General features: G+C 73.2%; 29 protein-coding genes, 1 pseudogene and 1 riboswitch. Of the genes and pseudogenes, 14 read left to right on the forward strand and 16 right to left on the reverse strand.

Going from position 1 to position 26,814, the window contains the following annotated elements; all coding sequences use genetic code 11:
• The first annotated feature begins 121 nt into the window (after nt 1-121).
• From ACSDG8_RS24265 to ACSDG8_RS24290, 6 genes and pseudogenes are all read left to right on the forward strand, one after another.
• Nucleotides 122-1,180, forward strand: a complete 1,059-nt coding sequence (locus tag ACSDG8_RS24265) for a PhoH family protein (RefSeq protein WP_210898095.1) — start codon at nt 122-124, stop codon at nt 1,178-1,180.
• 38 nt (nt 1,181-1,218) lie between these two features.
• Complete coding sequence (gene ybeY / locus ACSDG8_RS24270; RefSeq protein ID WP_030503126.1) at nt 1,219-1,692, forward strand: rRNA maturation RNase YbeY; 474 nt, start codon at nt 1,219-1,221, stop codon at nt 1,690-1,692.
• The gene (locus tag ACSDG8_RS24275; protein WP_210898210.1) at nt 1,668-3,077 is read left to right on the forward strand and encodes a hemolysin family protein; all 1,410 of its coding nucleotides are present in this window, start codon (nt 1,668-1,670) and stop codon (nt 3,075-3,077) included. The genes ybeY and ACSDG8_RS24275 overlap by 25 nt, the downstream gene beginning before the upstream one ends.
• On the forward strand, nt 3,070-3,456 hold the full coding sequence (locus ACSDG8_RS24280) for a cytidine deaminase (RefSeq protein ID WP_210898097.1): 387 nt from the start codon (nt 3,070-3,072) through the stop codon (nt 3,454-3,456). Before ACSDG8_RS24275 ends, ACSDG8_RS24280 begins: the two co-directional genes overlap by 8 nt.
• The gene (gene era, locus ACSDG8_RS24285; protein ID WP_043329016.1) at nt 3,453-4,349 is read left to right on the forward strand and encodes a GTPase Era; all 897 of its coding nucleotides are present in this window, start codon (nt 3,453-3,455) and stop codon (nt 4,347-4,349) included. The genes ACSDG8_RS24280 and era overlap by 4 nt, the downstream gene beginning before the upstream one ends.
• 149 nt (nt 4,350-4,498) lie before the next feature.
• Nucleotides 4,499-5,729, forward strand: a pseudogene (locus ACSDG8_RS24290) (acyltransferase family protein); the annotation flags it as partial.
• On the opposite strand, the gene ACSDG8_RS24295 reads toward ACSDG8_RS24290, so the two are convergent.
• Complete coding sequence (locus ACSDG8_RS24295; RefSeq protein ID WP_210898101.1) at nt 5,697-6,476, reverse strand: DUF4097 family beta strand repeat-containing protein; 780 nt, start codon at nt 6,474-6,476, stop codon at nt 5,697-5,699. The pseudogene ACSDG8_RS24290 and the gene ACSDG8_RS24295 overlap by 33 nt on opposite strands.
• Before the next feature lie 102 nt (nt 6,477-6,578).
• On the opposite strand from ACSDG8_RS24295, the gene recO reads away from it, so the two are divergent.
• From recO to ACSDG8_RS24315, 4 genes are all read left to right on the forward strand, one after another.
• Entirely contained in the window at nt 6,579-7,451 is an 873-nt protein-coding gene (recO, locus tag ACSDG8_RS24300) for a DNA repair protein RecO (protein WP_210898103.1), read from the forward strand.
• A gap of 32 nt (nt 7,452-7,483) precedes the next feature.
• Nucleotides 7,484-8,260: an isoprenyl transferase gene (locus ACSDG8_RS24305; protein WP_210898212.1), complete on the forward strand. Its 777-nt coding sequence runs from the start codon at nt 7,484-7,486 to the stop codon at nt 8,258-8,260.
• Nucleotides 8,261-8,328: 68 nt separating this feature from the next.
• On the forward strand, nt 8,329-8,514 hold the full coding sequence (locus ACSDG8_RS24310; RefSeq protein WP_073831832.1) for a hypothetical protein: 186 nt from the start codon (nt 8,329-8,331) through the stop codon (nt 8,512-8,514).
• Between the two features lie 122 nt (nt 8,515-8,636).
• Entirely contained in the window at nt 8,637-8,861 is a 225-nt protein-coding gene (locus ACSDG8_RS24315; RefSeq protein WP_210898105.1) for a thioredoxin reductase, read from the forward strand.
• A gap of 9 nt (nt 8,862-8,870) precedes the next feature.
• Here the strand turns inward: ACSDG8_RS24315 and gndA are convergent, their stop codons facing one another.
• From gndA to ACSDG8_RS24360, 9 genes are all read right to left on the reverse strand, one after another.
• Nucleotides 8,871-10,313 carry an NADP-dependent phosphogluconate dehydrogenase gene (gndA, locus tag ACSDG8_RS24320; RefSeq protein WP_210898107.1) on the reverse strand — a complete coding sequence of 481 codons (1,443 nt, stop codon included), beginning with the start codon at nt 10,311-10,313 and terminating at the stop codon, nt 8,871-8,873.
• A gap of 751 nt (nt 10,314-11,064) precedes the next feature.
• Complete coding sequence (locus tag ACSDG8_RS24325) at nt 11,065-11,274, reverse strand: hypothetical protein (RefSeq protein ID WP_120568514.1); 210 nt, start codon at nt 11,272-11,274, stop codon at nt 11,065-11,067.
• Between the two features lie 59 nt (nt 11,275-11,333).
• Complete coding sequence (locus ACSDG8_RS24330; RefSeq protein ID WP_210898111.1) at nt 11,334-11,831, reverse strand: S26 family signal peptidase; 498 nt, start codon at nt 11,829-11,831, stop codon at nt 11,334-11,336.
• Nucleotides 11,828-13,693 carry an ABC transporter ATP-binding protein gene (locus ACSDG8_RS24335; RefSeq protein ID WP_210943235.1) on the reverse strand — a complete coding sequence of 622 codons (1,866 nt, stop codon included), beginning with the start codon at nt 13,691-13,693 and terminating at the stop codon, nt 11,828-11,830. The genes ACSDG8_RS24330 and ACSDG8_RS24335 overlap by 4 nt, the downstream gene beginning before the upstream one ends.
• Entirely contained in the window at nt 13,690-14,238 is a 549-nt protein-coding gene (locus tag ACSDG8_RS24340; protein WP_210898115.1) for a TlpA disulfide reductase family protein, read from the reverse strand. The genes ACSDG8_RS24335 and ACSDG8_RS24340 overlap by 4 nt, the downstream gene beginning before the upstream one ends.
• Before the next feature lie 34 nt (nt 14,239-14,272).
• A complete protein-coding gene (locus ACSDG8_RS24345; RefSeq protein ID WP_210898117.1) occupies nt 14,273-14,863 on the reverse strand; it encodes a MauE/DoxX family redox-associated membrane protein in 591 nt (196 codons plus the stop codon).
• Between the two features lie 67 nt (nt 14,864-14,930).
• Nucleotides 14,931-15,731, reverse strand: a complete 801-nt coding sequence (locus ACSDG8_RS24350; protein ID WP_210898119.1) for an energy-coupling factor transporter transmembrane component T family protein — start codon at nt 15,729-15,731, stop codon at nt 14,931-14,933.
• A complete protein-coding gene (locus ACSDG8_RS24355; protein WP_210898121.1) occupies nt 15,728-17,161 on the reverse strand; it encodes an ABC transporter ATP-binding protein in 1,434 nt (477 codons plus the stop codon). The genes ACSDG8_RS24350 and ACSDG8_RS24355 overlap by 4 nt, the downstream gene beginning before the upstream one ends.
• A 97-nt stretch (nt 17,162-17,258) precedes the next feature.
• Nucleotides 17,259-17,849, reverse strand: a complete 591-nt coding sequence (locus ACSDG8_RS24360; RefSeq protein ID WP_439427256.1) for an ECF transporter S component — start codon at nt 17,847-17,849, stop codon at nt 17,259-17,261.
• A gap of 75 nt (nt 17,850-17,924) precedes the next feature.
• Nucleotides 17,925-18,031, reverse strand: a riboswitch (TPP riboswitch).
• Between the two features lie 76 nt (nt 18,032-18,107).
• Between ACSDG8_RS24360 and ACSDG8_RS24365 the strand changes: the two genes are divergently transcribed.
• From ACSDG8_RS24365 to ACSDG8_RS24380, 4 genes are all read left to right on the forward strand, one after another.
• Entirely contained in the window at nt 18,108-18,944 is an 837-nt protein-coding gene (locus tag ACSDG8_RS24365; protein ID WP_210898125.1) for an alpha/beta fold hydrolase, read from the forward strand.
• Nucleotides 18,941-19,690 (forward strand): sugar isomerase domain-containing protein, encoded by a 750-nt coding sequence (locus ACSDG8_RS24370; protein ID WP_210898127.1) that lies wholly within the window; start codon nt 18,941-18,943, stop codon nt 19,688-19,690. The genes ACSDG8_RS24365 and ACSDG8_RS24370 overlap by 4 nt, the downstream gene beginning before the upstream one ends.
• A 90-nt stretch (nt 19,691-19,780) precedes the next feature.
• Nucleotides 19,781-20,281, forward strand: a complete 501-nt coding sequence (locus tag ACSDG8_RS24375; protein WP_210898129.1) for a DUF6328 family protein — start codon at nt 19,781-19,783, stop codon at nt 20,279-20,281.
• A 107-nt stretch (nt 20,282-20,388) separates the two neighbouring features.
• A complete protein-coding gene (locus tag ACSDG8_RS24380) occupies nt 20,389-22,362 on the forward strand; it encodes an acyl-CoA dehydrogenase family protein (RefSeq protein ID WP_210898131.1) in 1,974 nt (657 codons plus the stop codon).
• A gap of 500 nt (nt 22,363-22,862) precedes the next feature.
• Here the strand turns inward: ACSDG8_RS24380 and ACSDG8_RS24385 are convergent, their stop codons facing one another.
• The 6 genes from ACSDG8_RS24385 to ACSDG8_RS24410 form a co-directional block, all read right to left on the reverse strand.
• Nucleotides 22,863-23,468: a hypothetical protein gene (locus ACSDG8_RS24385; protein WP_210898133.1), complete on the reverse strand. Its 606-nt coding sequence runs from the start codon at nt 23,466-23,468 to the stop codon at nt 22,863-22,865.
• Between the two features lie 52 nt (nt 23,469-23,520).
• On the reverse strand, nt 23,521-23,823 hold the full coding sequence (locus tag ACSDG8_RS24390) for an ArsR/SmtB family transcription factor (protein WP_030503145.1): 303 nt from the start codon (nt 23,821-23,823) through the stop codon (nt 23,521-23,523).
• Nucleotides 23,824-23,866: 43 nt separating this feature from the next.
• Complete coding sequence (locus ACSDG8_RS24395) at nt 23,867-24,742, reverse strand: metal ABC transporter permease (protein WP_210898135.1); 876 nt, start codon at nt 24,740-24,742, stop codon at nt 23,867-23,869.
• A gap of 1 nt (nt 24,743) precedes the next feature.
• Nucleotides 24,744-25,508 (reverse strand): metal ABC transporter ATP-binding protein, encoded by a 765-nt coding sequence (locus ACSDG8_RS24400; protein ID WP_210898137.1) that lies wholly within the window; start codon nt 25,506-25,508, stop codon nt 24,744-24,746.
• The gene (locus ACSDG8_RS24405; RefSeq protein WP_210898139.1) at nt 25,505-26,452 is read right to left on the reverse strand and encodes a metal ABC transporter substrate-binding protein; all 948 of its coding nucleotides are present in this window, start codon (nt 26,450-26,452) and stop codon (nt 25,505-25,507) included. The genes ACSDG8_RS24400 and ACSDG8_RS24405 overlap by 4 nt, the downstream gene beginning before the upstream one ends.
• An 88-nt stretch (nt 26,453-26,540) precedes the next feature.
• The gene (locus ACSDG8_RS24410; RefSeq protein WP_210898141.1) at nt 26,541-26,804 is read right to left on the reverse strand and encodes a DUF6703 family protein; all 264 of its coding nucleotides are present in this window, start codon (nt 26,802-26,804) and stop codon (nt 26,541-26,543) included.
• Between the last annotated feature and the right edge of the window lie 10 nt (nt 26,805-26,814).

The raw sequence follows: 26,814 nt of genomic DNA on the forward strand, positions 1-26,814 counted from the left end.
AAATGGGCGCGGTGTGCGCGGGGCCGACCCGATACGATGGGAGGCAGACGCACGCCGCGCCAGCAGGGCCCGGCGCCCGAGAAGCGGAGAGCAGGTGGCGCAGGGCCTGACGGCCCGACCTATGACCGGCACCCCACCTCCCGGCACGCCGCGCGTGCAGACCAGGATCACGGTCGGAGACCCGAAGATCATGGTGAACCTGCTCGGCGCGGGCGACGAGATCCTGCGACTCGTCGAGCGCTCGGTCAACAGCGACGTCCACGTGCGCGGCAACGAGATCACCATCACCGGCGCGCCCGCCGACAACGCCCTCGCCGAGCGTCTCTTCAGTGAGCTGCTCGAACTGATCGAGAAAGGCGAGACCCTGACCACAGACGCCGTACGGCGTACCGTCGGCATGCTCGAGCAGGGCGGCGCCGAGCGGCCCGCCGAGGTCCTGACGCTCAACATCCTCTCCCGGCGCGGCCGCACCATCCGTCCCAAGACGCTCGGGCAGAAGAAGTACGTCGACGCGATCGACGCGCACACCATCGTCTTCGGCATCGGCCCGGCCGGTACCGGTAAGACCTACCTGGCCATGGCGAAGGCCGTCCAGGCGCTCCAGGCCAAGCAGGTCAACCGGATCATCCTGACCCGTCCGGCGGTCGAGGCGGGGGAGCGGCTGGGCTTCCTGCCCGGCACCCTCAACGAGAAGATCGACCCGTACCTGCGCCCGCTGTACGACGCGCTGCACGACATGCTCGACCCGGAGACCATCCCGAAACTGATGGCCGCCGGCACGATCGAGGTGGCGCCGCTGGCATACATGAGGGGGCGCACGCTCAACGACGCGTTCATCATCCTGGACGAGGCGCAGAACACCACGCCCGAGCAGATGAAGATGTTCCTCACCCGGCTCGGCTTCGGCTCCAAGATCGTCGTCACCGGTGACGTCACCCAGGTGGACCTTCCCGGCGGGACGACGAGCGGCCTGCGGGTGGTCCGGGAGATCCTGAACAACGTCGAGGACGTGCACTTCGCCCAGCTCTCCAGCTCCGACGTGGTCCGCCACACGCTGGTGGGTGAGATCGTCGACGCGTACGCCCGCTGGGACGCCGAGCGGGAGACCCAGCAGGCCCAGAGCGTGCATGCCGTACCCGGGCGGACCGCCCAGGGCGGCCGGGCCGGCCGGCGCCGCTGACCACCGGCGCAAGCCGTCACACCACCAGAGGAAGACAGTTGTCCATCGAGATCGCCAACGAGTCGGGTGTCGAGGTCGACACCGACGCCGTGCTCGCCGTCGCGCGGCACGCCCTCGACGAGATGGGGGTCAACCCCCTCGCCGAGCTGTCCGTGCTGCTCGTCGACATCGAGTACATGTCGGAGCTGAACCACCGCTGGATGGGCGGCGACGGCCCGACCGACGTGCTCGCCTTCCCCATGGACGAGGGCAGCGTCGACCACGGGCCGGGCGAGAGCGCCCCGGCCGGTGGTGAGCCGGCCCTGCTCGGCGACATCGTGCTCTGCCCGGAGGTGGCGGCCAAGCAGGCCGCCGTGGCCGGCCACTCGGCGGCCGACGAGCTGCACCTGCTCACCGTGCACGGCGTGCTGCACCTGCTCGGCTACGACCACGCCGAGCCCGAGGAGGAGCGGGAGATGTTCGGTCTCCAGGCCCGGCTGCTGGCCAGCTGGCGGTCGACCCGGTCGCGGTGATGGACGCCTTGGCGGTGGTCCGCGCGCCCGCCGGCCTGCCCGATCTTCAACTCCTGGTCTTCGCCGCCGGGCTGGTGGTGCTCGCCGGCCTGATCGCGATGACCGAGGCGGCGCTCGCGGCTGTCTCCCCGGCCCGCGCCGCGGAGCTGACCCGGGACGGGGCGCGCGGCGGGCGGGCCCTGCAGGTGGTCGCCGGTGACGTGGTTCGCCACCTGAACCTGCTGCTCCTGCTGCGCCTGCTGGCCGAGCTGACCGCCACCACGCTCGTCGCGCTGGTGGCTGTTGACACGTTCGGCGCGGGCTGGCGGGCGGCGCTGGTGACCGCCGGCGCGATGACAGTGGTGAGCTTCGTGGTGGTCGGGGTCGGGCCGCGCACGATCGGCCGCCAGCACGCGTACGCGGTCGGCCGTGCGGTCGCGCCGCTGGTGCGCTGGCTGGGCCGCGCGCTCAACCCGCTGGCGTCGCTGCTGATCCTGATCGGCAACGCGGTCACTCCGGGCAAGGGCTTCCGGGAGGGCCCGTTCGCGACCCAGGTGGAGCTGCGTGAACTGGTCGACCTGGCCGAGCAGCGCGGTGTCGTGGAGCACGGCGAACGCCAGATGATCCACTCGGTCTTCGCGCTCGGCGACACCATCGCCCGGGAGGTGATGGTGCCGCGTACCGAGATGGTGTGGATCGAGGAGCGCAAGACGCTCGCGCAGGCGCTGGCGCTGTTCCTGCGCTCCGGGTTCAGCCGCATCCCGGTGATCGGCGAGAACGTCGACGACGTGCTCGGTGTGCTCTATCTCAAGGATCTGATCCGGCGGGTCCAGGGCGACCAGGCGGCCCGGCAGATGCCGGTGGCCGAGCTGATGCGCCCGGCCACGTTCGTGCCGGAGTCCAAGCCGGTGGACGATCTGCTCTCGGAGATGCAGGCGGCCCGCAACCACCTGGTCATCGTCGTCGACGAGTACGGCGGCACCGGCGGGCTGGTCACCATCGAGGACATCCTGGAGGAGATCGTCGGGGAGATCACCGACGAGTACGATGTCGAGCGCCCGCCGGTCGAGCACCTGGCGGACGGGGCCGTGCGGGTGACCGCGCGGCTGCCGGTGGAGAATCTGGGCGAGCTGTTCGACACCGAGCTGCCCACCGACGAGGTGGAGACGGTCGGTGGCCTGCTGGCCCAGGCGCTCGGCCGGGTGCCCATCCCGGGCGCCGAGGCCGAGGTGGCCGGCCTGCGGCTGATGGCCGAGGGCACCACCGGCCGGCGCAACCGGATCGACACGGTTCTGGTGAGCCGGGTCGACCGGGGCGACGCGCCGGAGGGCACGAACCGACACGACCCGCCCGATTCCCGTGGCGACAACAACCGTTCCGAGGAGAGGCAATCCGCCGATGCCTGAGTCACCCGCAGTGCCCGCCGCCCTGCCCACCCCCGCCGATCCGGCCGAGCTGAGCGCCGAGGACGCCAAGCTCGTCGTGCTGGCCCGGGGCGCGCGGGGCCGGGTGGCCGCAGTGGAGGGCGCCGCGGTTCGCGACCAGGACGGCCGGACGTACGCGGCGGCGAGCGTGGCGCTGCCGTCGTTGACGCTCACCGCGCTCCAGCTGGCGGTCGCCTCCGCGGTGGCGGCCGGCGCGAACCGGCTGGAGGCCGCTGTGGTGGTGACCGAGGCGTCGACGCTGGACGGGGCGGGGCACGCGGCGGTACGCGACCTGTCCGCCGACGCGCCGATCCACGTGGCCGCGCCGGACGGCGCCGTCCTCGGCACGGTGGTCGAGTGACCACGCCCGAGGCGCGTCCCTACCGGGCCGGCTTCGCCTGTTTCGTGGGGCGGCCGAACGCCGGCAAGTCGACGCTGACGAACGCGATCGTCGGCACCAAGATCGCGATCACCTCGAACAAGCCGCAGACCACCCGGCACATCATCCGGGCGGTGCTGCACCGGCCGGACTCGCAGCTCGTGCTCGTGGACACCCCGGGCCTGCACCGCCCCCGCACGCTGCTCGGCGAACGCCTCAACGACCTGGTCCGGGAGACCTGGAGCGAGGTCGACGTGATCGGCCTGTGTGTGCCGGCGAACGAGCCGGTCGGCCGGGGCGACCGTTTCATCACCGGCGAGCTGGCCAGCCTGAAGGCCACAGTGCTGGCGGTGGTCACCAAGACCGACCTGGTCGACAAGAAGCGGCTGGCCGAGCAGTTGCTCGCGGTGAGCGAGCTGGGCGAGTTCGCCGCGGTGGTGCCGGTCAGCGCCGTCTCCGGGCACCAGGTCGACACGCTCGTCGACGTGATGACCGGTTATCTGCCGGAATCGCCGCAGCTCTACCCGGACGACATGCTCACCGACGACCCGGAGCAGGTGCTCGTGGCGGAGCTGGTCCGCGAGGCGGCGCTGGAGGGCGTACGCGACGAGCTGCCGCACTCCATCGCGGTGGTGGTCGAGGAGATGATCCCGGAGGGCAACCTCACCAAGATCTACGCCGACGTGTACGTCGAGCGGTCGAGCCAGAAGGCCATCGTCATCGGCCACCGGGGCAGCCGCCTCAAGCACGTCGGCACGACCGCCCGCCGGCAGATCGAGGAGCTGCTCGGCACCCGGGTCTATCTCGACCTGCACGTGCGCGTGGCGAAGGACTGGCAGCGCGACCCGAAGCAGCTGCGCAAGCTCGGTTTCTGAGCCGCGGCCGGGGCCCTCCGGCGACGGGTGATCAGGATCAGTCAGGCCTATGGGACATCTCACTTTCCATAGGCGTCTGTGGTTGTTTGGCGTCGTCCAGGAGCAGGGTAGGGACCATTGTCTCTGCCCCCGGACCCCGCCGCGAGCTGATGCGAAACCGCTATCTCGACCTGCTGCGCTTCCTGGCCATCCTCCGCGTCGTCACGTACCACGTCACCGGTTACGCCACGCTCACGCTGGTGTTCCCGGCGATGTCGGTGATGTTCGCCCTGGCCGGGTCGTTGATGGCCGCGTCGCTGGACCGCACCGGGGTGCGCTCGGTCGGGCGGCGGCTGCGCCGGCTGCTGCCGTCGCTGTGGGTGGTCGCCGCCGTCTTCGTGCCGGCCATGCTGCTCACCGGGCTGCCGTTCAGCCCGAAGGTGCTGCTCTGGCTCTTCCCGATCAGTGACCCGCCGGCCAACTACTGGGGCGGCCTGGCGCTCAGCCCGATCTGGTATCTGCGGGACTACCTGTGGTTCGTGCTCGCCTCGCCGTTCGTGCTGTGGCTGTTCCGCCGGGCGCCGCTGCCCACGCTCGCCGCCCCGTACGTGCTCCTGGTCGCCATCGAGGCCGGCATCCTGGCGAACCCGCCGACGGTGCTGCGCGAGTTCGGCCTCTACTTCGGCGCCTGGCTGCTCGGCTTCGCCCACCACGACGGGCTGCTGCGCCGGATGCGCAACCGGGTGCTGCTGCCGGTGGCCGCCGTCGTCGGCGCCGCCGGCCTGGCCTGGATCGTCACGCATCCCGGCCCCCGGGGGTACGACATCAACGACATCCCGCTGGGAAACGCGCTCTGGTCGGCCGCGTTCATCCTGGTGGCGATCGGCCGGGCCCCGGTGGGGGTGACCTGGGTCGACCGCGTGCCGGCGCTCGGCCGCGCGGTGACAGTGGTGAACCGGCGCGCGCTGACCATCTACCTCTGGCACATGCCGTTCGTGGTGGCGCTCACCCCGCTCGTCGGCCTGGTCGGCTGGTCGCCGCGCGACCCGGTCGGCCTGTGGCTGCGGGTGGGGCTGGTCTTCGCGCTGGTCGGCGTGGTGACGCTGATGGTCGGCTGGGTCGAGGACGTGGCCGCCCGGCGTACCCCGGAACTGCTCCCCGGCAGGCCACGGCGGACCGTGGCCGAGCGGGCGGCGGCCGCCCCGGCCAGTCCGGCTCCCGCCGGGGCGGAGGATGCGCTGGTGAGCATCGGAGCGCGGGTGCCTGCACCGCGCCGCGCGGCCGAGGACCTCGGCGGGGACGACGGCGCACCGGCGAACCGGCGGGACGCGCCCGGCGCCGGCTGAGCGACCACCGGGCGCGGCCCGCTCAGCGGGTGCTGACCGTGACGTTGCCGCTCGTGGTGGACGCTTCGAGCTGCACCGACGCGGTCGGGTCGTCGGTGACGCGGACGTCCTTGTCGCCGGACGTGGCGGTGGCGCGCACCCGGTAACGCCCGGCCGGTACGGCCAGGTCGACGTCTCCGCTCGTGGCGTGCACCCGGGCCGGAGCCGGCTGGTCCAGCTCGACGACGATGCTGCCGGAGGTGGTCTCCGCGTCGACGGCGGAGGCGAGCCGGCGGGCCTCGATGTCGCCCGAGCGGGCCCGCAGCCGCACCGGGCCGGCCGCCTCGACCACCCGGATGTTGCCCGACGTGGTGGACGCGCGGACCTCGCCGGTGACGCCCCGGATGGTCAGGTCGCCGGAGCTGAGCGTGAACTCCACCGCCCCGACGTCGGTGAGGTCGACGTTGCCCGAGGCGGTCCCGCCCTTCACCGCCACGCCGGGCGGCGCGGTCACCTCCCAGGAGATGCTGCACCGGTGGCCGCAGTCGGTGGGCAGGACGAGTTCGTCGCCCTTGATCTCGTACCGGCTGGTCGGCTCGTCGCCCTGGTAGCGGACGACGCGCTTGATCCGTACCTGGTCGGCCGGGCCGTTGGCCCGGACCACGACGTCCCCGGCGCCGTCTTCCGTCACGCTGATCCGGGTGATCTTCGCCTGCTCGGTGTGGTCGTAGTCGAGCCGGCGGAACGAGAGGGTGTCACACCCGGAGAGAACGATGAGCGTGGCGGCAGCGGTCGCGGCCACCGCGGTACGGAGCGAAGCCATGGCCAGCACAGTAGGGCCGGCCGGGCCGCCGGCACATCGGGGATCGCCCGACGGTCCACCCCGAGCCGACCCTGAGATCGCCCCCGGAGGGAGAATGGCCTGATGGCCGGGTACCGCCGACAGCTCTACCGCGACGACGCGGTGGTGCTGCGTGTGCAGAAGCTGGGCGAGTCCGACCGGATCATCACGCTGTTCACCCGCCGGCACGGCCGGTTGCGCGCGGTGGCCCGGGGCGTGCGGCGCACCATGAGCCGGTTCGGCGCCCGGCTGGAGCCGTTCGGGCACGTCGACCTCCAGCTCGCCGGTGACCCCAAGGGCAACCAGGGCAGCTCGCTGCACACCGTCAGCCAGGTCGAGGCGATCGAGCTGTACGGCAAACGGTTCCTCGGCGACTACCCGCGCTACACGGCGGCCAGCGCGATCGCCGAGACCGCCGAGCGGCTCACCCCGGTCGAGCGCGAGCCGTCGCTGCGGCTGTTCCAGCTCACCCTCGGCGCGATGAAGTCGCTGGCCCGCGGCGAACACGCCACCACGCTGGTGCTCGACGCGTACCTGCTGCGGGGCATGGCGTTCGCCGGCTGGGCGCCGGCGCTCGCCGCCTGCGCGGTCTGCGGCGAGCCGGGCCGGCACCGCGCGTTCTCCGTACCGGCCGGCGGCGCGGTCTGCCCGGACTGCCGGCCCCCCGGCGCCGCCCACCCCGCGCCCGCCACGCTGGAGCTGATGTCCGCGCTGACCTCCGGCGACTGGGGGTACGCCGACGCCGCCGAGACCGGTGTACGCCGCGAGTGCAGCGGGCTGGTCGCGGCGCACCTCCAGTGGCATCTGGAACGCGCGCTACGCTCGCTGCCGCTGGTCGACCGGGGCGCCCCGGCGTCCGGCGCGGTCCCGTCGCCCGGCGGCGCGGGGCCGGATGTGGTCCCGCCGCGCTCCGGCGCCGGGCCCGTCGCCGGTGTGAACAGGGAGATGACCGAGTGATCCGATCGACGAGGGCGACCCGCCGCGAGCCGGTGCCGCCGACCCCGCACCCCTCCGGCGCCCGTCCGCCGGCGCTGCCGCCCGCCGCGGTGCCCCGGCACGTCGCCATCGTGATGGACGGCAACGGCCGCTGGGCCAAGGAACGCGGCCTGCCCCGCACCAAGGGGCACGAGCAGGGCGAGCACAGCCTCTTCGACACCGTCGAGGGCGCCATCGAGATGGGGATTCCCTACCTGTCGGCGTACGCGTTCTCCACCGAGAACTGGCGGCGTTCGCCGGACGAGGTCCGCTTTCTGATGGGCTTCAACCGCGACGTCATCCGCCGCCGCCGCGACCAGCTCGTCGACCTGGGCGTCCGGGTGGTCTGGTCGGGCCGCGCGGGCCGGCTGTGGAAGAGCGTCATCTCCGAGCTGCAGACCGCCGAGGAGATGTCGCGCGGCAACTCGACGCTGACGCTGCAGTTCTGCGTCAACTACGGCGGCCAGGCGGAGATCGCCGACGCCGCCGCCGGGATCGCCCGCGACGTCGCCGCCGGCAAGCTCGACCCGGCCAAGGTGAACGAGAAGACCGTGGCGCGGTACCTCTACCACCCCGAGGTGCCCGAGGTCGACATGTTCCTGCGCCCCTCCGGCGAGCAGCGCATCTCCAACTTCCTGCTCTGGCAGACCGCGTACGCCGAGCTGGTCTACCTGGACACGCTCTGGCCCGACTTCGACCGCCGCCACCTCTGGTACGCCTGCGAGCTGTACGCCCAGCGCGACCGCCGCTTCGGCGGGGCCCTGCCCAACCCGGTGGCCCCGGGGGCCTGAGGTCAGGCTTACCGACGCGCCGCGCTGGGTACGGATACCGGTAGACGACAAACGCGGAGGTGAACCACATGATTCAGAAGCGGATCGCGCAGTGGGCGGTCATGGCGGTCGCCGTGCCGCTGGCGGCGGCCGGCGCGCGCCGGCTCAGCCACACCCTGGAGGCCCGTCGCGGCCCGTCCGGGGTGAGCCGTCTGCTGACCAAGGGCGCCGACCTGGTCCGGCCGCAGAAGGCCAAGCGCCGCCGGTTCTTCTGACCGGCGACGTCCGGCCCCATCGGTACGCCCCGCATCCGGCTTTCCGGCCGGGCGCGGGGCGTTCCGCTCTACGATCGGCGCAGGGCGTGCCGCCGGGTGTGCGCCCGCCACGGGGGTGGAGGATGCGCGAGCTCCGGTACGAGATGACTGCTGCCCTGGCCGCCGCCGACCTGGTGGAACCGGACCGCCGGGACGCGGTCGCCGGGTTGTGCGCCGAGGTGGCGCAGCGGTGGTGCGCCGAGCTGGGGCACACCCCGGCGGTCCGTTCCGGCGAGATCGGCGAACTGGCGGCGGGCGAGCCGGCGGCCGGCTGGGCCCCCGACCCGCACGCCCAGCGGGCCTGGTGAGCGCGGCGTTTATGCCTCCACTTCGGAGCGGTCGCCCGCCCAGAGCGTGTGGAACGAGCCGTCCCGGTCCACCCGGTGATAGGTGTGCGCGCCGAAGTTGTCCCGCAGGCCCTGGATCAGCGCGGCCGGCAGCCGCTGTGCCCGCAGCGCGTCGAAGTAGGCCAGCGACGACCCGAAGGCCGGTGCCGGCACGCCCGCCCGGGCCGCGTCGGCCACCACCCGTCGCCAGGCCGGTACGCCGGCGCTGACCCGCTCGGCGAACCACGGCGCGACGAGCAGCGTCGCCAGGTCCGGCTCGGCGTCGTACGCCTCCCGGATCCGGTCCAGGAAACCGGCCCGGATGATGCAGCCGCCCCGCCAGATGGTGGCCGTGCCGCCCAGGTCGATGTTCCAGTCGTACTCCCGGCTGCCGGCGCGGATGTGGTCGAACCCCTGCGCGTACGCGACGATCTTGCTGGCCAGCAGCGCGCGGCGCACGTCCTCGACGAACGCGTCCCGGTCCTCCACCTGCCACTTGTCGCCCGCGTCGGCGAACACCCGGCGGGCGGCCTCACGCTGGTCGGCGTGGCCGGACAGCGACCGGGCGAACGTGGCCTCGGCGATGCCGGTGATCGGGATGCCCAGGTCGAGCGCGCTCTGCACGGTCCAGCGGCCGGTGCCCTTCTGCTCGGCCTGGTCGAGCACCACGTCCACGAACGCCTGGCCGGTGGCCGCGTCGGTGTGGCCGAGCACGTCGGCGGTGATCTCGATGAGGAACGACCCCAGCTCGCCGCCGTTCCACTCCCGGAAGATCTCCGCGATCTCCGCCGGGCTCGCCGACAGCCCGGCCCGCAACAGGTCGTACGCCTCGGCGATGAGCTGCATGTCGGCGTACTCGATGCCGTTGTGCACCATCTTCACGAAGTGGCCCGCGCCGTCCGGCCCGACGTGCCGGCAGCAGGGCTCGCCGTCCACGTGCGCGGAGATCTTGGAGAAGATCGGCCCCAGCTTGCGGTACGACTCGGCCGAGCCGCCCGGCATGATGCTCGGGCCGAGCAGCGCGCCCTCCTCGCCGCCGGACACGCCGGTGCCGACGAAGTGCAGCCCGTGCTCGCGCAGCGCCTCCTCGCGGCGGCGGGTGTCGGCGAAGTGCGCGTTGCCGCAGTCGACGACGATGTCGCCCTCCTCCAGCAGCGGGACCAGCTCGTCGATGACCGCGTCGGTGGGCGCGCCGGCCTTCACCATCACGATCACCGCGCGGGGCCGCTCCAGCGAGCCGACGAAGTCCGCGAGCGACTCCGACGGCACGAACGTGCCCTCGTCGCCGTGTTCGGCGACCAGGCTGCGGGTACGTTCCGGCGATCGGTTGTGCACCGCCACGGCGAAGCCGTTGCGGGCCAGGTTCCGGGCCAGGTTGCGGCCCATCACCGCCAGACCGGTGACCCCGATCTGCGCCGTCGCCTGCTCTGCCATGCGTACCGCCACCTCTCGTCCGTACTGCCGTGCTGCGACCGTATCGCGGTCGTCGGGAAAGTGGGCCACCGTGTCCACAGGGTGTGACCGGTGGGTGGCCGTACGTCCCACGGGATGTTCTCGCGTAATTCGGGTGCGGGGCGTGCCGGTTGCGGGATAGCGTTGCCGCATGCGTATCTGACGCCCCACCTCCGAGCCCGGTCCACCGCCGCCAGTGCCGTGGACCCGTCCTGCTCCGGGCGTCCGCATCCCTTTCCCGCCGCCGTCGGCCGCGGTGTCTGTCGTGATCGGAACGCACCGGAGCCCTCGCTCGGCGCGTCCCGGTCGGCGCGCCCGCACGACAGGAGGCCCGCGAATGCCCGCGAAGCGCAATCCGAAGAAGTCCCGCAAGCAGTCCTCGCCACAGGGGATCCCGCCGAACCTCGACGCGCTCGCGGTGAGGCCGCCCGCGGTGGTGCTCCCCACGGAGCCGGTGGCGCCCGCCGTCGCCTCCGGGGCGTCCGCCGAGGCCGCGGGGCCGGTGTCGCTCCCGGAGACGCCGGTTCTGCCCGGCGCATCCGCGACGCCGCCCCGGTCGGGCCCACCGGCAGGGCGTCAGGCGCGGCTCGGTGGACGTAGCCAGCGTGCCGGCCAGACCCGGTTCTACGCGTTCCGCCGGAGCTGACCGGCAGAGGCGTTCCCGCGACCGTTCGGGAAGGAGTGAGCCCGCCCTGCCGTCACCGGCAGGGCGGGCTCACGGGGTGAGGCAGGATCAGCAGGTGCCGATCCCGTTCCGGGCGGTGCAGTCGCAGCGCCGGATGCCGTTCACGCAGCGGCAGTACAGGTAGTAGGGCTTCCCGGACCGGCAGTCGCAGTAGGCACCCCAGCCCGGCGTGCAGGCTGTCGCCGCAGCGGCAGCCGTGGTCTTCGGGACGACCAGGCTGAGCACCCGGTCGCCCAGTGATTCGATCAGTCGGATCATCGGGCTCCTCCTTATCGATGTTTCCCGCCGGTAGGCAGGACTTCGATGATCATACATGTTTATGACGCTCGATGACCCGCTGAAGCGACCTCGCGTTTCACCACGCCGAGCACATCCGAGTGAGCGAAGTAGCCAAGCTGCCGCGAATCGTGACTTGCCGCCCGGTTGTCGCCGATCAGCACCAGCAGTCCCGGCGGCACGGTCGCCGGCGGGCCGTCCTCGACCGCGCCGGGCAGGTCCGGTGGCGCCGGATCGCCCGGCAGGGCCGCGATCCGCTTGATCAGCCAACCCTCGTCCACCACCGGCCGGCCCCTGCGGGACCGCCGAGGGGGCGCCTGCCGCTCACCCGGCCATCCGGCGACCACGACCTGGCCGGTACGCAGAGCCGAGGGCGGCACCCGCCGCACCAGCACCCGATCCCCGGGGCGGTACGTCGGGAGCATGCTCTCACCGTGGACGGTGACCAGCACGTACCGCTCACGCAGCCACCACACCACCGCGACCGGCGCCGCCACGGCTGCGACGAGCGCGGCGACCACCGCGATCGGCCGGGTCACCGTGCCTCCTCCGGTACCGGATCGAGCTGGTAGCCGTCGGCCTGACGACGGAACAGCTCGGCGTACGCGCCGCCGGCCGCCAGCAGCTCGGTGTGCGTCCCCTGCTCGGCCACCCGCCCGTCGGCGAGCACCACGATCCGGTCGGCGTCGCGGATCGAGCCGAGCCGGTGCGAGACGAGGACACTGGTACGGCCGGACCGGTGGGCACGCAGCGCGGTGTGCACCTCGTACTCGGCGTCCGGGTCGAGGCCTGAGCTGGGCTCGTCGAGGATCATCAGGTCGTGTTCCTCCCGCAGGTAGGCGCGGGCCAGCGCGATCCGCTGCCACTGCCCGCCGGAGAGGCGCACCCCGGTCTGCAGGTCACCCTGGTCCGACTCGCCGAAGAAGATCCGGGTGAGCAGGGTGTCGTAGCCGTACGGCAGCGCCTCGACCACCGGATGCACCCCGGCCTTGCGGGCCGCCCGGACCAGCCGGTCCCGCTCGTCGGACACCGGGAGGTTGCCGACCCCGATGTTCTCCGCCGCGCTCAGGTCGTAGGCCATGTAGTCCTGGAAGACCGCGCCGATCCGGCGGCGGAGCTGCGCCACGTCGAGGTCGCGCAGGTCGACGCCGTCCCAGAGGATCGCCCCCCGGCTCGGGTCGTAGAAGCGGCAGAGCAGCTTGACGATCGTGCTCTTGCCCGCGCCGTTGAGCCCGACCAGTCCCACCGCCTGACCCGCCGGCAGGAACAGGTCGACGCCGCGCAGCACCCAGGGCAGCTCGTCGCTGTAGCGGAACCAGACGTCGCGCAGCTCGATGCCCCGGCGCAGTGGCCGCACCGGCGCCGGATCGACGGCGAGCGGAAGATCCACCGGACCGGTGGCGATCACCGCGAAGTGGTCGAAGAGCAGCAGTTGCTCGTGTCCACTGGCGACGGCACGCACCAGCGCGTTGAGCCCGGTCTGCACGCCCGCGAGCGCGGCGATCACGATCGAGACGTCGCCGACGGTCAGCTCGCCCGCGTACGCCGCCCGTACCGCCCAGAGCAGCCCGGCCCCGCCGACCACCGCCGCGAGCACCCCCAGCCCGCCCTGGATGAGCAGCTCCCGCCGATCGACCCGGCGCAGTGCCTGGTTGGCCCGGCGTCGCTCCCGCAACATCCGCCCGCGCAGGAAGTCCTCCAGGCCGAACAGCCGGATCTCCTTCGCCGCCTGCACGTCCTGGAGCAGGCCCCGGTAGACGATCTCGGTGCGTTCCCACGGGCCGACCTGCCACTGCACGCGCGCCCGCCGCCGGGCGAGGGCCAGCTCGGCCAGGAACACGGGTACGGCGGCCAGCAGGACCAGCCCGGTGAGGGCCGGACTGAGCAGGGCGAGCGATCCGACGAAGCCGCCGACCAGCAGCACCCCGCGCACCAGGCCGAAGGCCGCCTCCACCAGTTGGACCGGCATGGCCGCGGCGTCCTGGGCCAACCGTAGCCGGTCCAGGAAGACCGGGTCCTCCAGCCGCGCCAACCCGACCTGGCGTCCCACCGAACGGTAGAGCTCGTCGTCGGCGACGAGGGCGACGTTCCGTCCGATCTCGCCGGTCAGATACGCGCCGAGCTGCGGCAGCAGGGCGGTGCCGAGCCCGGCGACGGCCAGCCCGGCCCCGGCGCCGAGCACGGTGCCCCAGGCCGCCCCGCTGCCGACCGCGTCCAGGACGACCTTGAGCAGCCAGGCGGTGACGATCGGCAGTACCCCGCTCGCCAACGTGACAAGGCCGTAGGCGGTGGTGGCCAGGAGCGCCCCGCGCCGGACCAGGCGGGCGCCCATGACGGCTGCGGCCAGCAGCGGCCACCGCCGCCGATCGGCCGCCTCAGGCGCACTGCCCGGTGGGGTCATCCGGCCACGGGGGCCGAGAGGTCTTCGATCAGGGAGCCGCTGGCGACGACGACGCCGGATTCGTCGATCAGGCCGATCGCCGGGAAGCCCTGCACCCCGAAGGCGGTGCAGAGTGGCCCTCCGTCGGATTCGACGACGACCCGGGCCACCGGGGTCAGCGCGGCGACGTACTCGTCGGCGGCGTCCCGGCCGCTCGCCACGATCCCGACGACGTGGTCCCGGCCGCCGGGGTGCTCGGCCGCGTACCGGATGAACTGCGGCATGCGCTCCCGGCAGGGGGTGCAGTCCGGGGAGAAGAACCCGACGAGGGTGCGCCCGGTCAGCCCGTCCCGGGTGACTGTCACGCCGTCCTCGGTGACCGCCTGGAATGGCGCGACGGTGCTCCCGGCCCCGAGCATGATCTGGTCGCTGTGCCCGTGCCCGGCCTCGAGAGCGGTGAGCCGTACGGTGTGCTCGCGGAGCCGCCTGATCACTCCGACGGCGAGGATCAGGTTCAGCAGGCCGATGATGCCGACGACGATGACGGCAGCGGCGAGATACGCCATGGGGTTGCTCCTTCGTGCTTGTCGGAGTGCTCGACTACCTCGGGGTCACTGGTCCACCGGCGCCTCTGTCGGGCACGCCACGGCGTCCGGTGCCGGGCCCGGCAGGCTGGCCGACGAAGAGGTCGGTGATGTCGTCGAACCACACGAAGAGCAGCCCGCCCACCGCGCCGGCCACCGCGGCCACGGCGACGCCCGCCGGGGGCACTTCGCCGGTGGGGCCGGCGGCTGCCACTCCCAGCAGCGCGGCGGTGATCAGCAGGCCGTTGCGGAGCAGGTGTCGCCGGCCGAGCGGTGCGCCCGTAGCGCCGAAGCAGCGGCACGCAACCCGTTGCCGGCGGCCCAGCGTGACGGCGATCCCGATGCTGAAGGCGACCAGGAGCAGGGCCGCGAGCACGTGGCCGAGCCGACGGGTCGGCGGCACCAGCAGCAGGACCGGGACGGCGGCTTCGGCCAGGCCGACCAGACCGGCGACGGCGGGGACGAGCCGCGTCGGCACCACCCGCATGGCGGCGAGCGAGGCGACGAACTCGCGCCAGGACGCGCGGCTGCGGACCTTGCCGAACGTCGCGGCCAGGAAGACCACGCCGATCAGGCAACGCAGCGCGATGTCCAGGTGATCAAGCACCGGGCCAGGCTAACAATATTGACCACGATCACGAAAGGAGATCGTCGATCTCCTGATCGGCGGGGGGTCAGCCGATCAGCGGGCGGAACGTGCCGAGCAGCACGCTGAGCGTCAGTGCCGCGCCGGCGATCAGCGCCGCCCCGATGATCAACAGCGTGTCGGCGAGGACGAAGCGCTGACGGCGGGCGACCGAGCGCGGAGTACCCGCGTCGAAGCCCCGGGCGTCCATCGCCACCGCGAGCCGGGTACCCCGCCGGATCGCGCCCACCAGCAGCGTGAACGCGGTGGACCCGAACAGCCGCAGCTTGGCCACCGGGTTGCGGCCGGCGTCCACGCCGCGGGCCCGCCGGGCCATGCTGATCATCCGCCACTCCTGCTCCAGCAGCGGCACCATCCGGAACGCGGCCAGCGCCCCGATGGCGAACCGGGCGGGCGCCTTCGCGTTCTGGATCAGCGCGTCGGCCAGGTCGGTCGGGTCGGTGGTGGCGAACACGACGACGCCGGGCAGCGCCACCGCCAGCATCCGGAGCACCAGACCCAGCGCCATGACCAGCACACCTTCGGTGACCAGCACCGGGCCGGCCTGGAGCAGCACCGGGCCGGAGCGGTCGGCGGCGAAGAGCACCAGCGTGACGAGGATGCCGACGGCACCGGCGAGCAGCGGCCAGGCCCGGCGGGCCAGCACCCGGTAGCGGACGCCGAACAGCGGCAGCACCGCCAGCTCGACGGCGATGGCGACAGCCGGGGCCACCGGATCGAGCGTCGCCACCAGGATCAGCGTGAAGACCATCGCGGCGGCCAGCTTCGCCACCGGGTTGCGCCGGGCCAGCGGGGCGCCGGGCGCGGCGACCGGTTCGACGTTGATCACGAGGACGCCCCGGCGGGGGAGCGGTCCAGGACGAACGTCCGGTCGGCCAGCGCGGCGACGAAGTCCTCGTCGTGGGTCACCGTGACCACGCCGTGCCCCGCGTCGCGCAGCTCGGCCAGCAGGTCGACCAGCTCCAGCCAGGTGCGCCGGTCCTGGCCGAACGTGGGCTCGTCGCAGATCAGCAGGCGGGGCGCGGTGGCCAGCGCCGTCGCCACGCTCAGCCGCCGCGCCTCGCCGCCGGAGAGGGTGTACGGGTTGGCGCCGGCCAGCCGGTCCAGCCGCAGCCGTTCCAGCAACGCGTCCACGGTGGCGGTCACCGCTGCCTCGGGCTGACCGGTGCGGCGCGGGCCGAGTGCCAGCTCGTCGCGGACCGTGGCGGTGACGAACTGGTGCTCCGGGTCCTGGAACACCGAACCGATCCGGCGCACCAGCGCGGGCGCCCGCCAGCGGTGCGGGGGAGTGCGCGCGTCCCGCCCCGCCAGCTCCGCCGACGCGGTGACGGTCCCCGTCGCGGGTGGCAGCAGGCCGCCCAGGAGCAGCGCCAGCGTGGACTTGCCGGCCCCGTTGGGGCCGAGGACGGCGAGCGCCTCGCCGGCGCGTACCCGGAGGTCGGTGGAGGCCAGCCGGGGTGGCAGGCCGAGCCGCTGCGCGGTGAGCAGCACGTCGCCGGGCGCCGTGGTGGCGTGCCGGGGTGGCGCGACGTGGCCGGGTACCCAGACCCCGGCGGCGGCCAGCGCGTCGCCGTGCGCGGCGAAGACCGCATCGGGCGGCCCGTCGGCGCGCACCCCGCCGCCGGGTTCCAGCACCACCACGCGGTCGACCAGCGGCAGCGCCTCGGTGACCCGGTGCTCGACCAGGATCATCGTGGTGTCCGGGTCGAGCGCGTTCGCGACGGACCGGCGGATCAGCGCGGCGCCGGCCGGGTCGAGGTTGGCGGTGGGCTCGTCGAGCAGCAGCAGCCCGGGGCGCAGCGCGATCGTGCCGGCCAGCGCCAGCCGTTGCTGCTCACCGCCGCTGAGCGCGGCGGTCGGGCGGTCCCGGAGGTACGGGAAGCCGACCCGGTGCAGCGCCTCGTCGACGCGGGGCCAGATCTCGTCGGCCGGCACGCCCCGGTTCTCCAGCCCGAACGCGACGTCGTCGCCGGAGCGGGCCATGACGAGCTGGGTCTGCGGGTCCTGGAACAGGATGCCGACGCGCTCGCGGGCCTTGCGCGGGTTTAGCCCGTCGATCTCGACGGTGCCCTCCTGCTCGCCGGAGTCCTCCGGCAGCAGCCCGGCCAGCGCCGCCAGCAGCGTGCTCTTACCGGCCCCGGAGGGTCCGAGCAGCAGCACCCGCTCGCCGCTCTCCACGCGCAGATCCACCCCGCGCAGAGCCCAGCGTTTCCGTCCCCCGTGCCGCCACCCGAACCCCCGCAGCACCACCCCGCTCACCGCCCACCCACCCCCTCTCCTCCGTCGATCATGAGGTTGACGGCGATGACGGGTGCCGAAACGGCCGCCAACTTCATGATCAACACGATGGAGGGCGTCAGACCAGGGCTCGGTCGCGGCCGGCGGGGAAGCGGTCCAGCACGCCGGTGTTCGCCAGCGCGCGGGTGAGGACGTGCGCGCCCAGACCGGCGACGATCGTGGCGCTGACGATCGTGATCAGCGCGTACGGGAGGCGGTAGGAGGCGAAGTCGTACGCCTCGTTCCAGTAGACGAAGTCGAAGATCGCCGCGCCGAGGCCCGTCATCGCGCCGGCCAGCACCGCCACCGGCAGCTTGAACGAGCGGTACCGGAACGCCGCGAACGCCAGCTCGGCGCCGATGCCCTGCATCAGGCCCTGGAGGATCACGATGCCCGCCCACTGGCTGCCCAGCAGGGCGGAGATGATCGCGGCCACCGTCTCGCAGTACAGCGCGGCGCCCGGCTTGCGGATGATCAGGCCGGCGAGCACCGCCGGGATCAGCCACACGCCGTAGAGCACGGCCTGCGCCGGTGGGAAGAACGCGAACGCCGCGTCGGTGGCGCTCCAGAGCAGGCCCCAGGCCCAGAACACGACGCCGAAGGTGACGGCGATGATCGAGGCGACGACGATGTCGACGGTACGCCAGCGGTTGCTGTCGGTGTGGTTCACGGTTGGCTCCCAGTTCGTCGAGGTGAACCAGGAGAAGACGCACGCCGCGCCCGGTGGTCACCGGACGTCGACGCGGCTGGAGGTCGACCGAACTCCCTGCGCTGGCATTACCCAGATCAGGTTCGAGGGTCTGCGGGCACCGGCCCGCACTCTCAGCGCTGTGCGCTCCCCTGTCGGATGTGAAGTTGTCTCGTCGCAGACGCTAGCACCGACCACGGGCCCCGGCCCAGCAGGGCGAGTGTCGGTATGGTGGCGATCATGCTGGTGGATGCGCGGGGACTGACGTTCGAGGTACGCGCCGGCGGCCCCGAGGGCGGTGACCCGGTCCTGCTGCTGCACGGCTTCCCGCAGCACTCCGGCGAGTGGGACGCGGTCACGCCCGCGCTGCACGCTGCCGGGCTGCGCACGTACGCGCTCGACCAGCGCGGCTACTCGCCCGGCGCGCGGCCGGCGGACGTCGGGGCGTACCGGATTCCGGAGCTGGTGGCCGACGCGGCCGGCGTGCTGGACGCGCTCGGGGTGACCCGCGCGCACCTGGTCGGCCACGACTGGGGCGCGATCGTGGCCTGGGGCCTGGCGGCGGCGCATCCGGAGCGGGTACTGACGCTGACCGCGGTGTCGGTGCCGCACCCGGCCGCGATGGGGCACGCGCTCGCCACCGACCCGCGGCAGAAGATCAAGTCCGCCTACATCACGTTGTTCCGCAAGCCCGGTACGGCGGAGCGGGTGCTGCTGGCGCTGAACGCCGCCGCGTTGCGCCGGATGCTCAGCGGTGTGGGCGACGCCGGCACGATGGCCCGGTACGCCGAGCCGATGCGCGAGCCGGGCGCGTTGACGGCGGCGCTGAACTGGTACCGCGCGATGACCGGCGCGGACATGAAGGCTGTCGCCCCGGTCGGGGTGCCGACCACGTTCGTGTGGAGCGACAAGGACGTGGCGATCGGCCGGACCGCCGCGCAGGCGTGCGCCGCGCACGTCACCGGCGAATACCGGTTCGTGACGCTGCCTGGCATCAGCCACTGGATCCCGGACGAGGCGCCGGGCCCGCTGGCCGAGGCGATCCTCGCCCGGTGCGCAGGAACGGAGGAGGCATGACGGTGAGCGCCGAGGCGTACCTGGCGGTGGTGACGGAGACGATCGGCCGGGTGGCCGCCGAGCAGCGGCGCAACGTGGCCGACGCGGCCGACCTGATCGCGGCGGCGCTGCGCGCCGACGCTGTGGTGCACGCGTTCGGCACCGGGCACTCCGAGGCGCTGGCCATGGAGATCGCCGGGCGGGCCGGCGGCCTGGTGCCCACCAACCGGATCGCGCTGCGTGACCTGGTGCTGGTCGGCGGCGACCCGGCCGGCGTGCTCGGCCCGAAGCTGGAACGCGACCCGGAGGTGGCGCACCGCCTCTACGAGCTGGCGCCGATCCGCCCGCAGGACGTGTTCGTGCTGGCCTCGAACTCGGGCGTGAACGGCGCGATGGTCGAGTTCGCGTCCATCGTGAAGGAACGCGGGCACGGGCTGGTGGCGATCACCTCGGCGCAGCACTCGGCGCGGATGACGTCGCGGCACCCGTCCGGCCGCAAGCTCGCCGACTTCGCGGACGTGGTGCTGGACAACGGCGCGCCGTACGGCGACGCGACGCTGCCGCTGCCGGGCGGCGGCGCGGTGGGGGCGGTCTCGTCGATCACCGCGGCGCTGCTGGCCCAGCAGATCGTCGCCGAGGTGGTGGCCCGGCTGGTCGCGGCGGGGGAGCGTCCGCCGGTCTACCTGTCCGCGAACATCACCGGCGGCGACGAGCACAACGCCGAGCTGGAGGCACGATACGCGGGGCGTATCCGCCGCGGCTCCTGAGCCGGTTTCGCGATCGCCCGAACCGGGCACAGGCGGTGCGCCGGTGGGCGTTTTCCCGCCGGCCGTGCCGTCTCCCGGGGAGGTCCGCGAGTGTCGAAGGAATCCGAGAAGCAGCGCTGGCAGCGCAACTTCGCCGATCTGTTGCAGGAGCTGCGGGTCGCGCAGACCGGCGTGCAGATCCTGTTCGCCTTCCTGCTGACGCTGCCGTTCAGCGCCGGGTTCGACCGGACCACCGAGTTCCAGCGTGACATCTACATTCTGGCGCTGCTGACCGCCGCCGCGTCCGCCGCGATGATCATTTCTCCGGTGGCGTTCCACCGGGCGCTGTTCCGCCAGGGACGCAAGCCGGAACTGGTCCGCTTCGCCCACCGGATGGCCACCGGCGGCCTGTTCTTCATGCTGATCGCGATGGTCAGCTCGGTCCTGCTGGTCACCGACTTCGTACTGGATCGGCCGATCGCGTTCCTGCTCAGCGCGCTCACCGGCCTCTGGTTCCTGATCTTCTGGGCGATCCTGCCGTTCAGCCGGCGCAACTGGGGTGAGGACGACATCGACGACGAGGACGACGCCCCGCAGTCGCTCACCGACTGACCGTCCGCCAATCGGACGTGCACACGGCGCTACCCCTGGGTAACACCCGGGGGTAGCGTCGTTTTCGTCGAGCGCGTCGACGCAGCCGGACCGACGAGGAGGCAGCCGTGACCACGACACAGAACAGCCGGCCCGAGTCCCCCGACGGCGCGGGGCCGCTGCCCACGGAGGCGGGCCAGGTCACCGAGAAGGAGGCCCGCCAGGTCGCCGAGGCGGCCCGCGAGTCGGCCTGGGACCGGCCCAGCTTCGGCAAGGAGTTGTTCCTCGGCCGTTTCCGCCTCGACCTGATCGACCCGTGGCCCCGGCCCGACCCGGGCGAGGTGGCCCGCGCCGACGAGTTCCTCGGCGCGCTGCGCGCATACCTGGGGTCCGAGGTGGACGGCGAGGCGATCGAGCGGGACGCGCGCATCCCCGACGAGGTGTTCCACGGCCTGGCCGGGCTCGGCGTGTTCGGCATGAAGATCGACCGGAAGTACGGCGGGCTCGGGCTGAGCAACCTGCACTACTGCCGCGCGCTGATGCTGGTCGGCTCGGTGAACCCGGCCGTGAGCGCGCTGCTCTCCGCGCACCAGTCGATCGGCGTGCCGCAGCCGCTGAAGATGTTCGGCACGCCCGAGCAGAAGGAACGCTTCCTGCCCCGGCTCGCCGCCGGTGAGGTCTCCGCGTTCCTGCTCACCGAGCCGGACGTCGGCTCCGACCCGGCCCGGCTCGCCACCACCGCCGAGCCCACCGCCGACGGCACCGGCTACCGGCTCAACGGGGTGAAGCTGTGGGCCACGAACGGCACGCTCGCCACCCTGCTCGTGGTGATGGCCCGGGTGCCGGCCGGCGACGGGCGGCGCGGCGGCATCACCGCGTTCGTGGTGGAGGGCGACAGCGACGGCATCACCGTCGAGCGGCGCAACTCCTTCGTCGGGCTGCGCGGCCTGGAGAACAGCCTCACCCGCTTCCACGACGTCTTCGTGCCGAAGGAGAACGTGATCGGCGGCGAGGGCAAGGGCCTGAAGATCGCGCTGACCACGTTGAACACCGGCCGGCTCTCGCTGCCGGCGATGTGCGTCGGCGCCGGGAAGTGGGCGCTGAACGTGGCCCGGGACTGGGCGGCGGACCGGGTCCAGTGGGGCCGACCGGTGGCCGAGCACGAGGCGGTGGCGAAGAAGCTGTCCTTCATCGCCGCCACCACGTACGGCATGGAGTCCATGCTCGACCTGTCCTGCATGCTTGCCGACGACGACCGCAACGACATCCGGATCGAGGCGGCGCTGGTCAAGCTCTACGCCAGCGAGATGGCCTGGCGGATCGCCGACGAGCTGATCCAGATCCGCGGTGGCCGCGGGTACGAGACGGCCGACTCGCTCGCCGCCCGGGGCGAACGGCCCGCCGCCGTCGAGCAACTGCTGCGCGACCTGCGGATCAACCGGATCTTCGAGGGCTCCACCGAGATCATGCACCTGCTGATCGCCCGGGAGGCGGTCGACGCGCACCTGTCCGTCGCGGGCGACATCATCGACCCCGACGCCGGGCTGGGCCGCAAGGCCAAGGCGGGCGCGCGGGCCGGCGCCTTCTACGCGAAGTGGCTGCCCACGCTCGCCGTCGGCAAGGGGCAGGCGCCCGGGGCGTACCAGGAGTTCGGGCCGCTGGCCGGGCACCTGCGCCACGTCGAGCGGACCTCCCGCAAGCTGGCCCGGTCGACGTTCTACGCCATGTCGCGGTGGCAGGGGAAGATGGAGCGCAAGCAGGCGTTCCTCGGCCGGGTGGTGGACATCGGCGCGGAGCTGTTCGCGATGAGCGCGGTCTGCGTCCGGGCCCACGCCGAGCGGGACGCGCACCCGGAGAACGTCGAACTGGCCGACCTGTTCTGCCGCCAGGCCCGGCTGCGCGTCGACGAGCTGTTCACCGGCCTGTGGTCGAACACCGATTCGGTCGACGTGGCGGCCGCCAAGCGGATCGTCGCCGGCCGGTACGCCTCGGTGGAGGACGGCGTCCTCACGCCGCCCGCCGACCTGCCCTGGGTGGCGCGCTGGGAACCCGGAGCGTCCACCGCCGAGGACGTCCGACGCCGCATCCCGCCGGCCGGCTGACCAACCGCTACGCCCGCACCGGCGGTCGTCGTCCGCCGGTGCGGTGCCGGGTTCCGGCGTGCTGTGCCTGCGGACGGCGTCGTCCGTCGGTCCACGCGGAGTCCGGCGACTGCCCGGCGGCGCAGGAATTTCGGCCGCGCCCCACCGGTCTCGTTCCCGAACCGGGGGAGCGGGCTGGTGTCGCGGCGTGGCCCGGGCCCGTGGCCATGGTGCCGGACCTGCGGCGTGCCGTCGGACCGGCGGTCCTCAGGCGGCCCAGCGACCCGTTACGCAGTGTCACGTGGCGCCAGAGGAAGGACTCTGTTCTCGGCGTTATGACTCTCAGTCATAGTTATGACTGAGAGTCATAACGCCGAGAAGTGCATCATCTTCTTCCGGAGCCCGGAGCCCGGAGCCCGGAGCCCGGAGCCCGGAGCCCGGAGCCCGGAGCCCGGAGCCCGGAGCCCGGAGCCCGGAGCCCGGAGCCCGGAGCCCGGAGCCCGGAGCCCGGAGCCGGTCCGTCAGCGGCCGCCGCGCAGCCCCAGCCCGCGCAGCTCCAGCGCGGCGAGCGCGTCGACTGTCGCGTCGTCGCCGCGCCGCCACGCCTCGGCGACGTCCGGCGCGATCCGGTTCAGCTTCGACAGCGGCTGACCGGCCAGCGCGCGCAGCGCCAGCAGGTCCCGGCCGGCCGGCACGCCGGCCAGGGCCTTCGCCGCGCCGGCCCGGCGCATCCAGCGCACCCGCAGCGGCAGCCAGCCGAACAGCACCAGGCCGAGCGGGAACACCAGCACCGCGATGGTCAGCCCGAGCGCCAGCTGCCCGACCAGCTCCTGCTGGTCGCGGCCGGCCTCGGCGACCGCGCGGGCGGCGTCGGCGGCCCGGGTGAACGGCGCGGTCAGCTCGTCGCCGACGATCGGCACCCGGCCGACCTTGCCGCCGGCGTCGGCCAGGTTGTCGGCGAGTCCACCGCCGGCCCCCTCCAGCTTCTGCCCGGGTACGGCGAGCTTCTCGACCACGTCGTGCAGCCACATCGCGAAGCGGATCGCCGCGTACACCCAGGCGACCACGAGCAGGTCGGTGAGGAACTGGCGGACGGCGGTGGGAAAACGGTCGGCGTAAATCTTCACGCCGGACAGCCTGCCACGGCTCGGCCGCCCCGGCACGAGACGGATTCGCGCCTCAGGACGGCCCTTCACCGGCGTGGCTGACCGCGTCCGCCACGATGTGCGCGACGTGGTCGTCCACCAGGGCGTACGCGATCTCCCGGCCGCGCCGCGACCCGCGTACCACCCCGGCGCCGCGCAGCACGCGCAGATGCTGGGAGACCAGCGGCTGCGGCGCGCCGAGCTTCTCGACCAGTTCGTGCACGCAGCGCTCGCCCTCGGCCAGTTCGCTCACGATCGCGAGCCGGATCGGGGCCGAGAGCGCGCGCAGCAGGTCACCCGCACCCTCGAAGGCGTCGTACCCGTTCGTGCCGGTCACCCTGTAACGGTAACCAATCCCAGCTGCGTCAGCCGGTAGGGCCTCATCCGAGCAGCACCTCGTGCTCGGCGGGCTCGGCCGGTGGCACGGCCCGGTCGTTCCCGGCCCGGCGCCGCAACGCCCGCACACCGCCCGCGGCGAGCGCGACCAGCAGGAACGAGCCGATCGCCACCAGCACCACCGACGCGCCGGGCGCGGTGTCCGCGGTGGCCGCCACCCAGACCCCGGCGCCGGCGGCGAACAGCCCGAGCGCCATGGCCGCGGTCATGGTGGACCGGAAGCCCCGGGTCACCTGCTGCGCGGTGGCCACCGGCACCACCATCAGCGCGCTGATCAGCAGCACCCCGACCGCCCGCATGGCGATGGTCACCGTGATCGCGGTGCCGACCGCGATGATCAGGTTCAGTGCGCGTACCGGCAGGCCGGAGACGCGCGCGTACTCCTCGTCGTGGCAGACCGCGAACAGCGCCGGGCGCAGCACCAGCATGGTCACCAGCAGCACCGCGCCGAGCACCCCGATGGTGACCAGGTCGCCCTGCGAGGTGGTGGTCAGCGACCCGAACAGGTACGCGTTGAGCGCCCCGCTGCTGGCGTCGGAGAGCCCGACCAGCACCACGCCACCGGCGATGCCGCCGTAGAACAGCAGCGCCAGCGCCAGGTCGCCGGAGGTGCGCCCGTACGCCCGGACCAGCTCGATGACGATCGCGCCGAGCGTCGCGGCGATCACCGCCACCAGCACGGGGGAGCGGTTGAGCAGCAGGCCCGCGCCGACACCGGTGAGCGCCACGTGCCCGATCCCGTCGCCGATCAACGCCAGCCGCCGCTGCACCAGGTAGATGCCGAGCGCGGGCGCGGCCAACCCGATGATCAGCGCGCCGACCAGCGCGCGGAGCATGAAGTCGTACTGGAAGAGGTCCATCTCAGATGCCTGTCCAGAGCCGGGCGGGCTCCTCGTCGCAGTGCGGGTGCACGTGCTCGTGGTCGGGGTCGGCGTGGTGGCCGGCCGGTTCCGGCACGGCGCCGTCGTGGGCGATGCCGCCCTGGTGCACCACCACGGCCCGGCTGATCAGCGGGCGCAGCGGGCCCAGCTCGTGCGCGACGAGCAGCACCGTGCCGCCGCCGTCGCGGAACGCGCGCAGCGCCCCGGCGAACGCCTCCTGGCTGGCCGCGTCCACCCCGGCGGTCGGCTCGTCGAGCACCAGCAGCTCCGGCCCGCCGGCGAGCGCGCGGGCGATCAGGGTGCGCTGCTGCTGGCCGCCGGAGAGCGTGGACACCGGGTCACCGGCCCGGTCGGCGAGCCCGACCGCGTCCAGCGCCGCCGCCACCGCCTCCCGGTCCGCCCGTCCGGCGGGCCGCAGCACGCCGCGGCGGGCCAGTCGCCCGGACGCCACCACCTCGCGCACGGTGGCTGGTACTCCGCTGCCCGCGCCGAGCCGCTGCGGCACGTACCCGATGCGGTGCCACTGCCGGAAGCGGCGCAGCGGCGTGCCGAACAGAGCGACCGACCCGGCGCCGACCGGCACCAGGCCGAGCGCGGCGCGCACGAGCGTCGACTTGCCGGAGCCGTTGGCGCCGAGCACGGCGACCACCTCGCCGGCGGTCACTGTCAGCGAGACGTCACGCAGCACCGGGCGGCCGTCGTAGCCGACTGTGGCGTGCGCGATCTCGATCACGGGTGAGGTCATGAACAGTCCAGGGCGGTTCGCAGGGTCTGCAGGTTGGCGCGCATCGCGGAGAGGTAGTCGCCGTCGGTGGGCGGGCCCTCCAGCGGGTCCAGCACCGCCGTCTTCGCGCCCACCTCGCGCGCGATCGTCTCGGCAACCTTCGGGCTGACCAGCGTCTCGAAGAAGATCGTGCCGGCCTGGTGCTCGCGGGCCTCCTCGGCGACCTCGGCGAGGCGCTGCGGGGACGGCTCGGACTCCGGGGTGAGCCCGCTGATGCCGATCTGCTCCAGCTGGTAGCGCTCGGTGAGGTAGCCGAACGCGGCGTGGCTGGTCACGATCTCCCGGCGCGCGCAGGTGCGCAGCCCGTCGGTGAACTCGGTGTCCAGCTTCGTCAGCTCGGCGCGCAGCGCGCCGGCGCGGGCGGTGTAGTCGGCGGCGTGGTCCGGGTCGGCCTTGCCGAGGCGCTCGGCGAGCTTGTCGCCGATGGTGGCCAGCCGCGTCGGGTCGAGCCAGACGTGCGGGTCCTTGCCGCCGCCCTCGTCGGAGTGCCCGGCCTCGCCCTCGTGGTCGTGGTCGTGGCCACCGGCGGCGGCGTCCCGCAGCGGCGTGACGCCCGCCACGTCGAACGCGCGGTCGCCGCCGTTCTGCTCCACCGCCTCGTCCACCGCCGGCTGGAAGCCGCTGAGATAGACGACCACGTCGGCGTCGACCACCTGGCCGACCTGCCGGGGGTTGAGTTCCAGGTCGTGCGGCTCCGCGCCGGGCTTGGTCAGGTTGCTGACCGTGACCGTGTCGCCGCCGATGCGCTCGGACAGGAACTGCAGCGGGTAGAACGCGGCCACCACGCCGACCTTGCCCGGTTCGCTCGCGGCGCCCGTGCCGTCCGCGCAGGCGGTCAGGCCGGCGGCGGCGAGCAGGGCGGTGGCTGCGGCGGTCAGGATACGGCGAGGTGCACGAACGGTCATGGGCTCAACTGTCCGCGACAACGAAAACTATTGTCAAAAACGCATGATTGCATGTCAGCGCAGGTCAGCTCGGCTCTGCTGCCCAGCGTCAGCCGACCATGAGCTTCGCCAGCGCCACCGCGATCAACACGGTGAGCATCACCAGCCGGATCATCCGGGTCGCCGGGGCCTGCACCGGCCAGGTGACCGACATCAGCCAGACCAGGCCGCCGGCCAGCGCCAGCAGCAGGACGCCGCCCGCCGGGCCGGGCGCGAAGAGGCCGACCAGCATCAGGGCCAGTACGGCGAGGAACACCGCCGTCGGGTTGAGCCGTGCCATCCGGGACAGCACGGGACTCTGCGTACGCTGCATGCCACAAACT

Origin of the sequence: Micromonospora sp. LA-10 (assembly GCF_051853095.1) — a bacterium.
GTDB classification, from domain to species: Bacteria; Actinomycetota; Actinomycetes; order Mycobacteriales; family Micromonosporaceae; genus Micromonospora; species Micromonospora echinospora_A.

What these genes read in the sequence shown, in the direction of transcription:
- ACSDG8_RS24400 (WP_210898137.1), bottom strand. Translation starts at nt 25,508, where the DNA reads ATGACCTCACCCGTGATCGAGATCGCGCACGCCACAGTCGGCTACGAC.
- ACSDG8_RS24395 (WP_210898135.1), bottom strand. Translation starts at nt 24,742, where the DNA reads ATGGACCTCTTCCAGTACGACTTCATGCTCCGCGCGCTGGTCGGCGCG.
- ACSDG8_RS24280 (WP_210898097.1), top strand. Translation starts at nt 3,070, where the DNA reads ATGCCTGAGTCACCCGCAGTGCCCGCCGCCCTGCCCACCCCCGCCGAT.
- ACSDG8_RS24340 (WP_210898115.1), bottom strand. Translation starts at nt 14,238, where the DNA reads ATGGCGTATCTCGCCGCTGCCGTCATCGTCGTCGGCATCATCGGCCTG.
- ACSDG8_RS24325 (WP_120568514.1), bottom strand. Translation starts at nt 11,274, where the DNA reads ATGATCCGACTGATCGAATCACTGGGCGACCGGGTGCTCAGCCTGGTC.
- ACSDG8_RS24295 (WP_210898101.1), bottom strand. Translation starts at nt 6,476, where the DNA reads ATGGCTTCGCTCCGTACCGCGGTGGCCGCGACCGCTGCCGCCACGCTC.
- ACSDG8_RS24315 (WP_210898105.1), top strand. Translation starts at nt 8,637, where the DNA reads ATGCGCGAGCTCCGGTACGAGATGACTGCTGCCCTGGCCGCCGCCGAC.
- ACSDG8_RS24265 (WP_210898095.1), top strand. Translation starts at nt 122, where the DNA reads ATGACCGGCACCCCACCTCCCGGCACGCCGCGCGTGCAGACCAGGATC.
- gndA (WP_210898107.1), bottom strand. Translation starts at nt 10,313, where the DNA reads ATGGCAGAGCAGGCGACGGCGCAGATCGGGGTCACCGGTCTGGCGGTG.
- ACSDG8_RS24365 (WP_210898125.1), top strand. Translation starts at nt 18,108, where the DNA reads ATGCTGGTGGATGCGCGGGGACTGACGTTCGAGGTACGCGCCGGCGGC.
- recO (WP_210898103.1), top strand. Translation starts at nt 6,579, where the DNA reads ATGGCCGGGTACCGCCGACAGCTCTACCGCGACGACGCGGTGGTGCTG.
- ACSDG8_RS24405 (WP_210898139.1), bottom strand. Translation starts at nt 26,452, where the DNA reads ATGACCGTTCGTGCACCTCGCCGTATCCTGACCGCCGCAGCCACCGCC.
- ACSDG8_RS24370 (WP_210898127.1), top strand. Translation starts at nt 18,941, where the DNA reads ATGACGGTGAGCGCCGAGGCGTACCTGGCGGTGGTGACGGAGACGATC.
- ACSDG8_RS24310 (WP_073831832.1), top strand. Translation starts at nt 8,329, where the DNA reads ATGATTCAGAAGCGGATCGCGCAGTGGGCGGTCATGGCGGTCGCCGTG.
- ACSDG8_RS24335 (WP_210943235.1), bottom strand. Translation starts at nt 13,693, where the DNA reads ATGACCCCACCGGGCAGTGCGCCTGAGGCGGCCGATCGGCGGCGGTGG.
- ACSDG8_RS24410 (WP_210898141.1), bottom strand. Translation starts at nt 26,804, where the DNA reads ATGCAGCGTACGCAGAGTCCCGTGCTGTCCCGGATGGCACGGCTCAAC.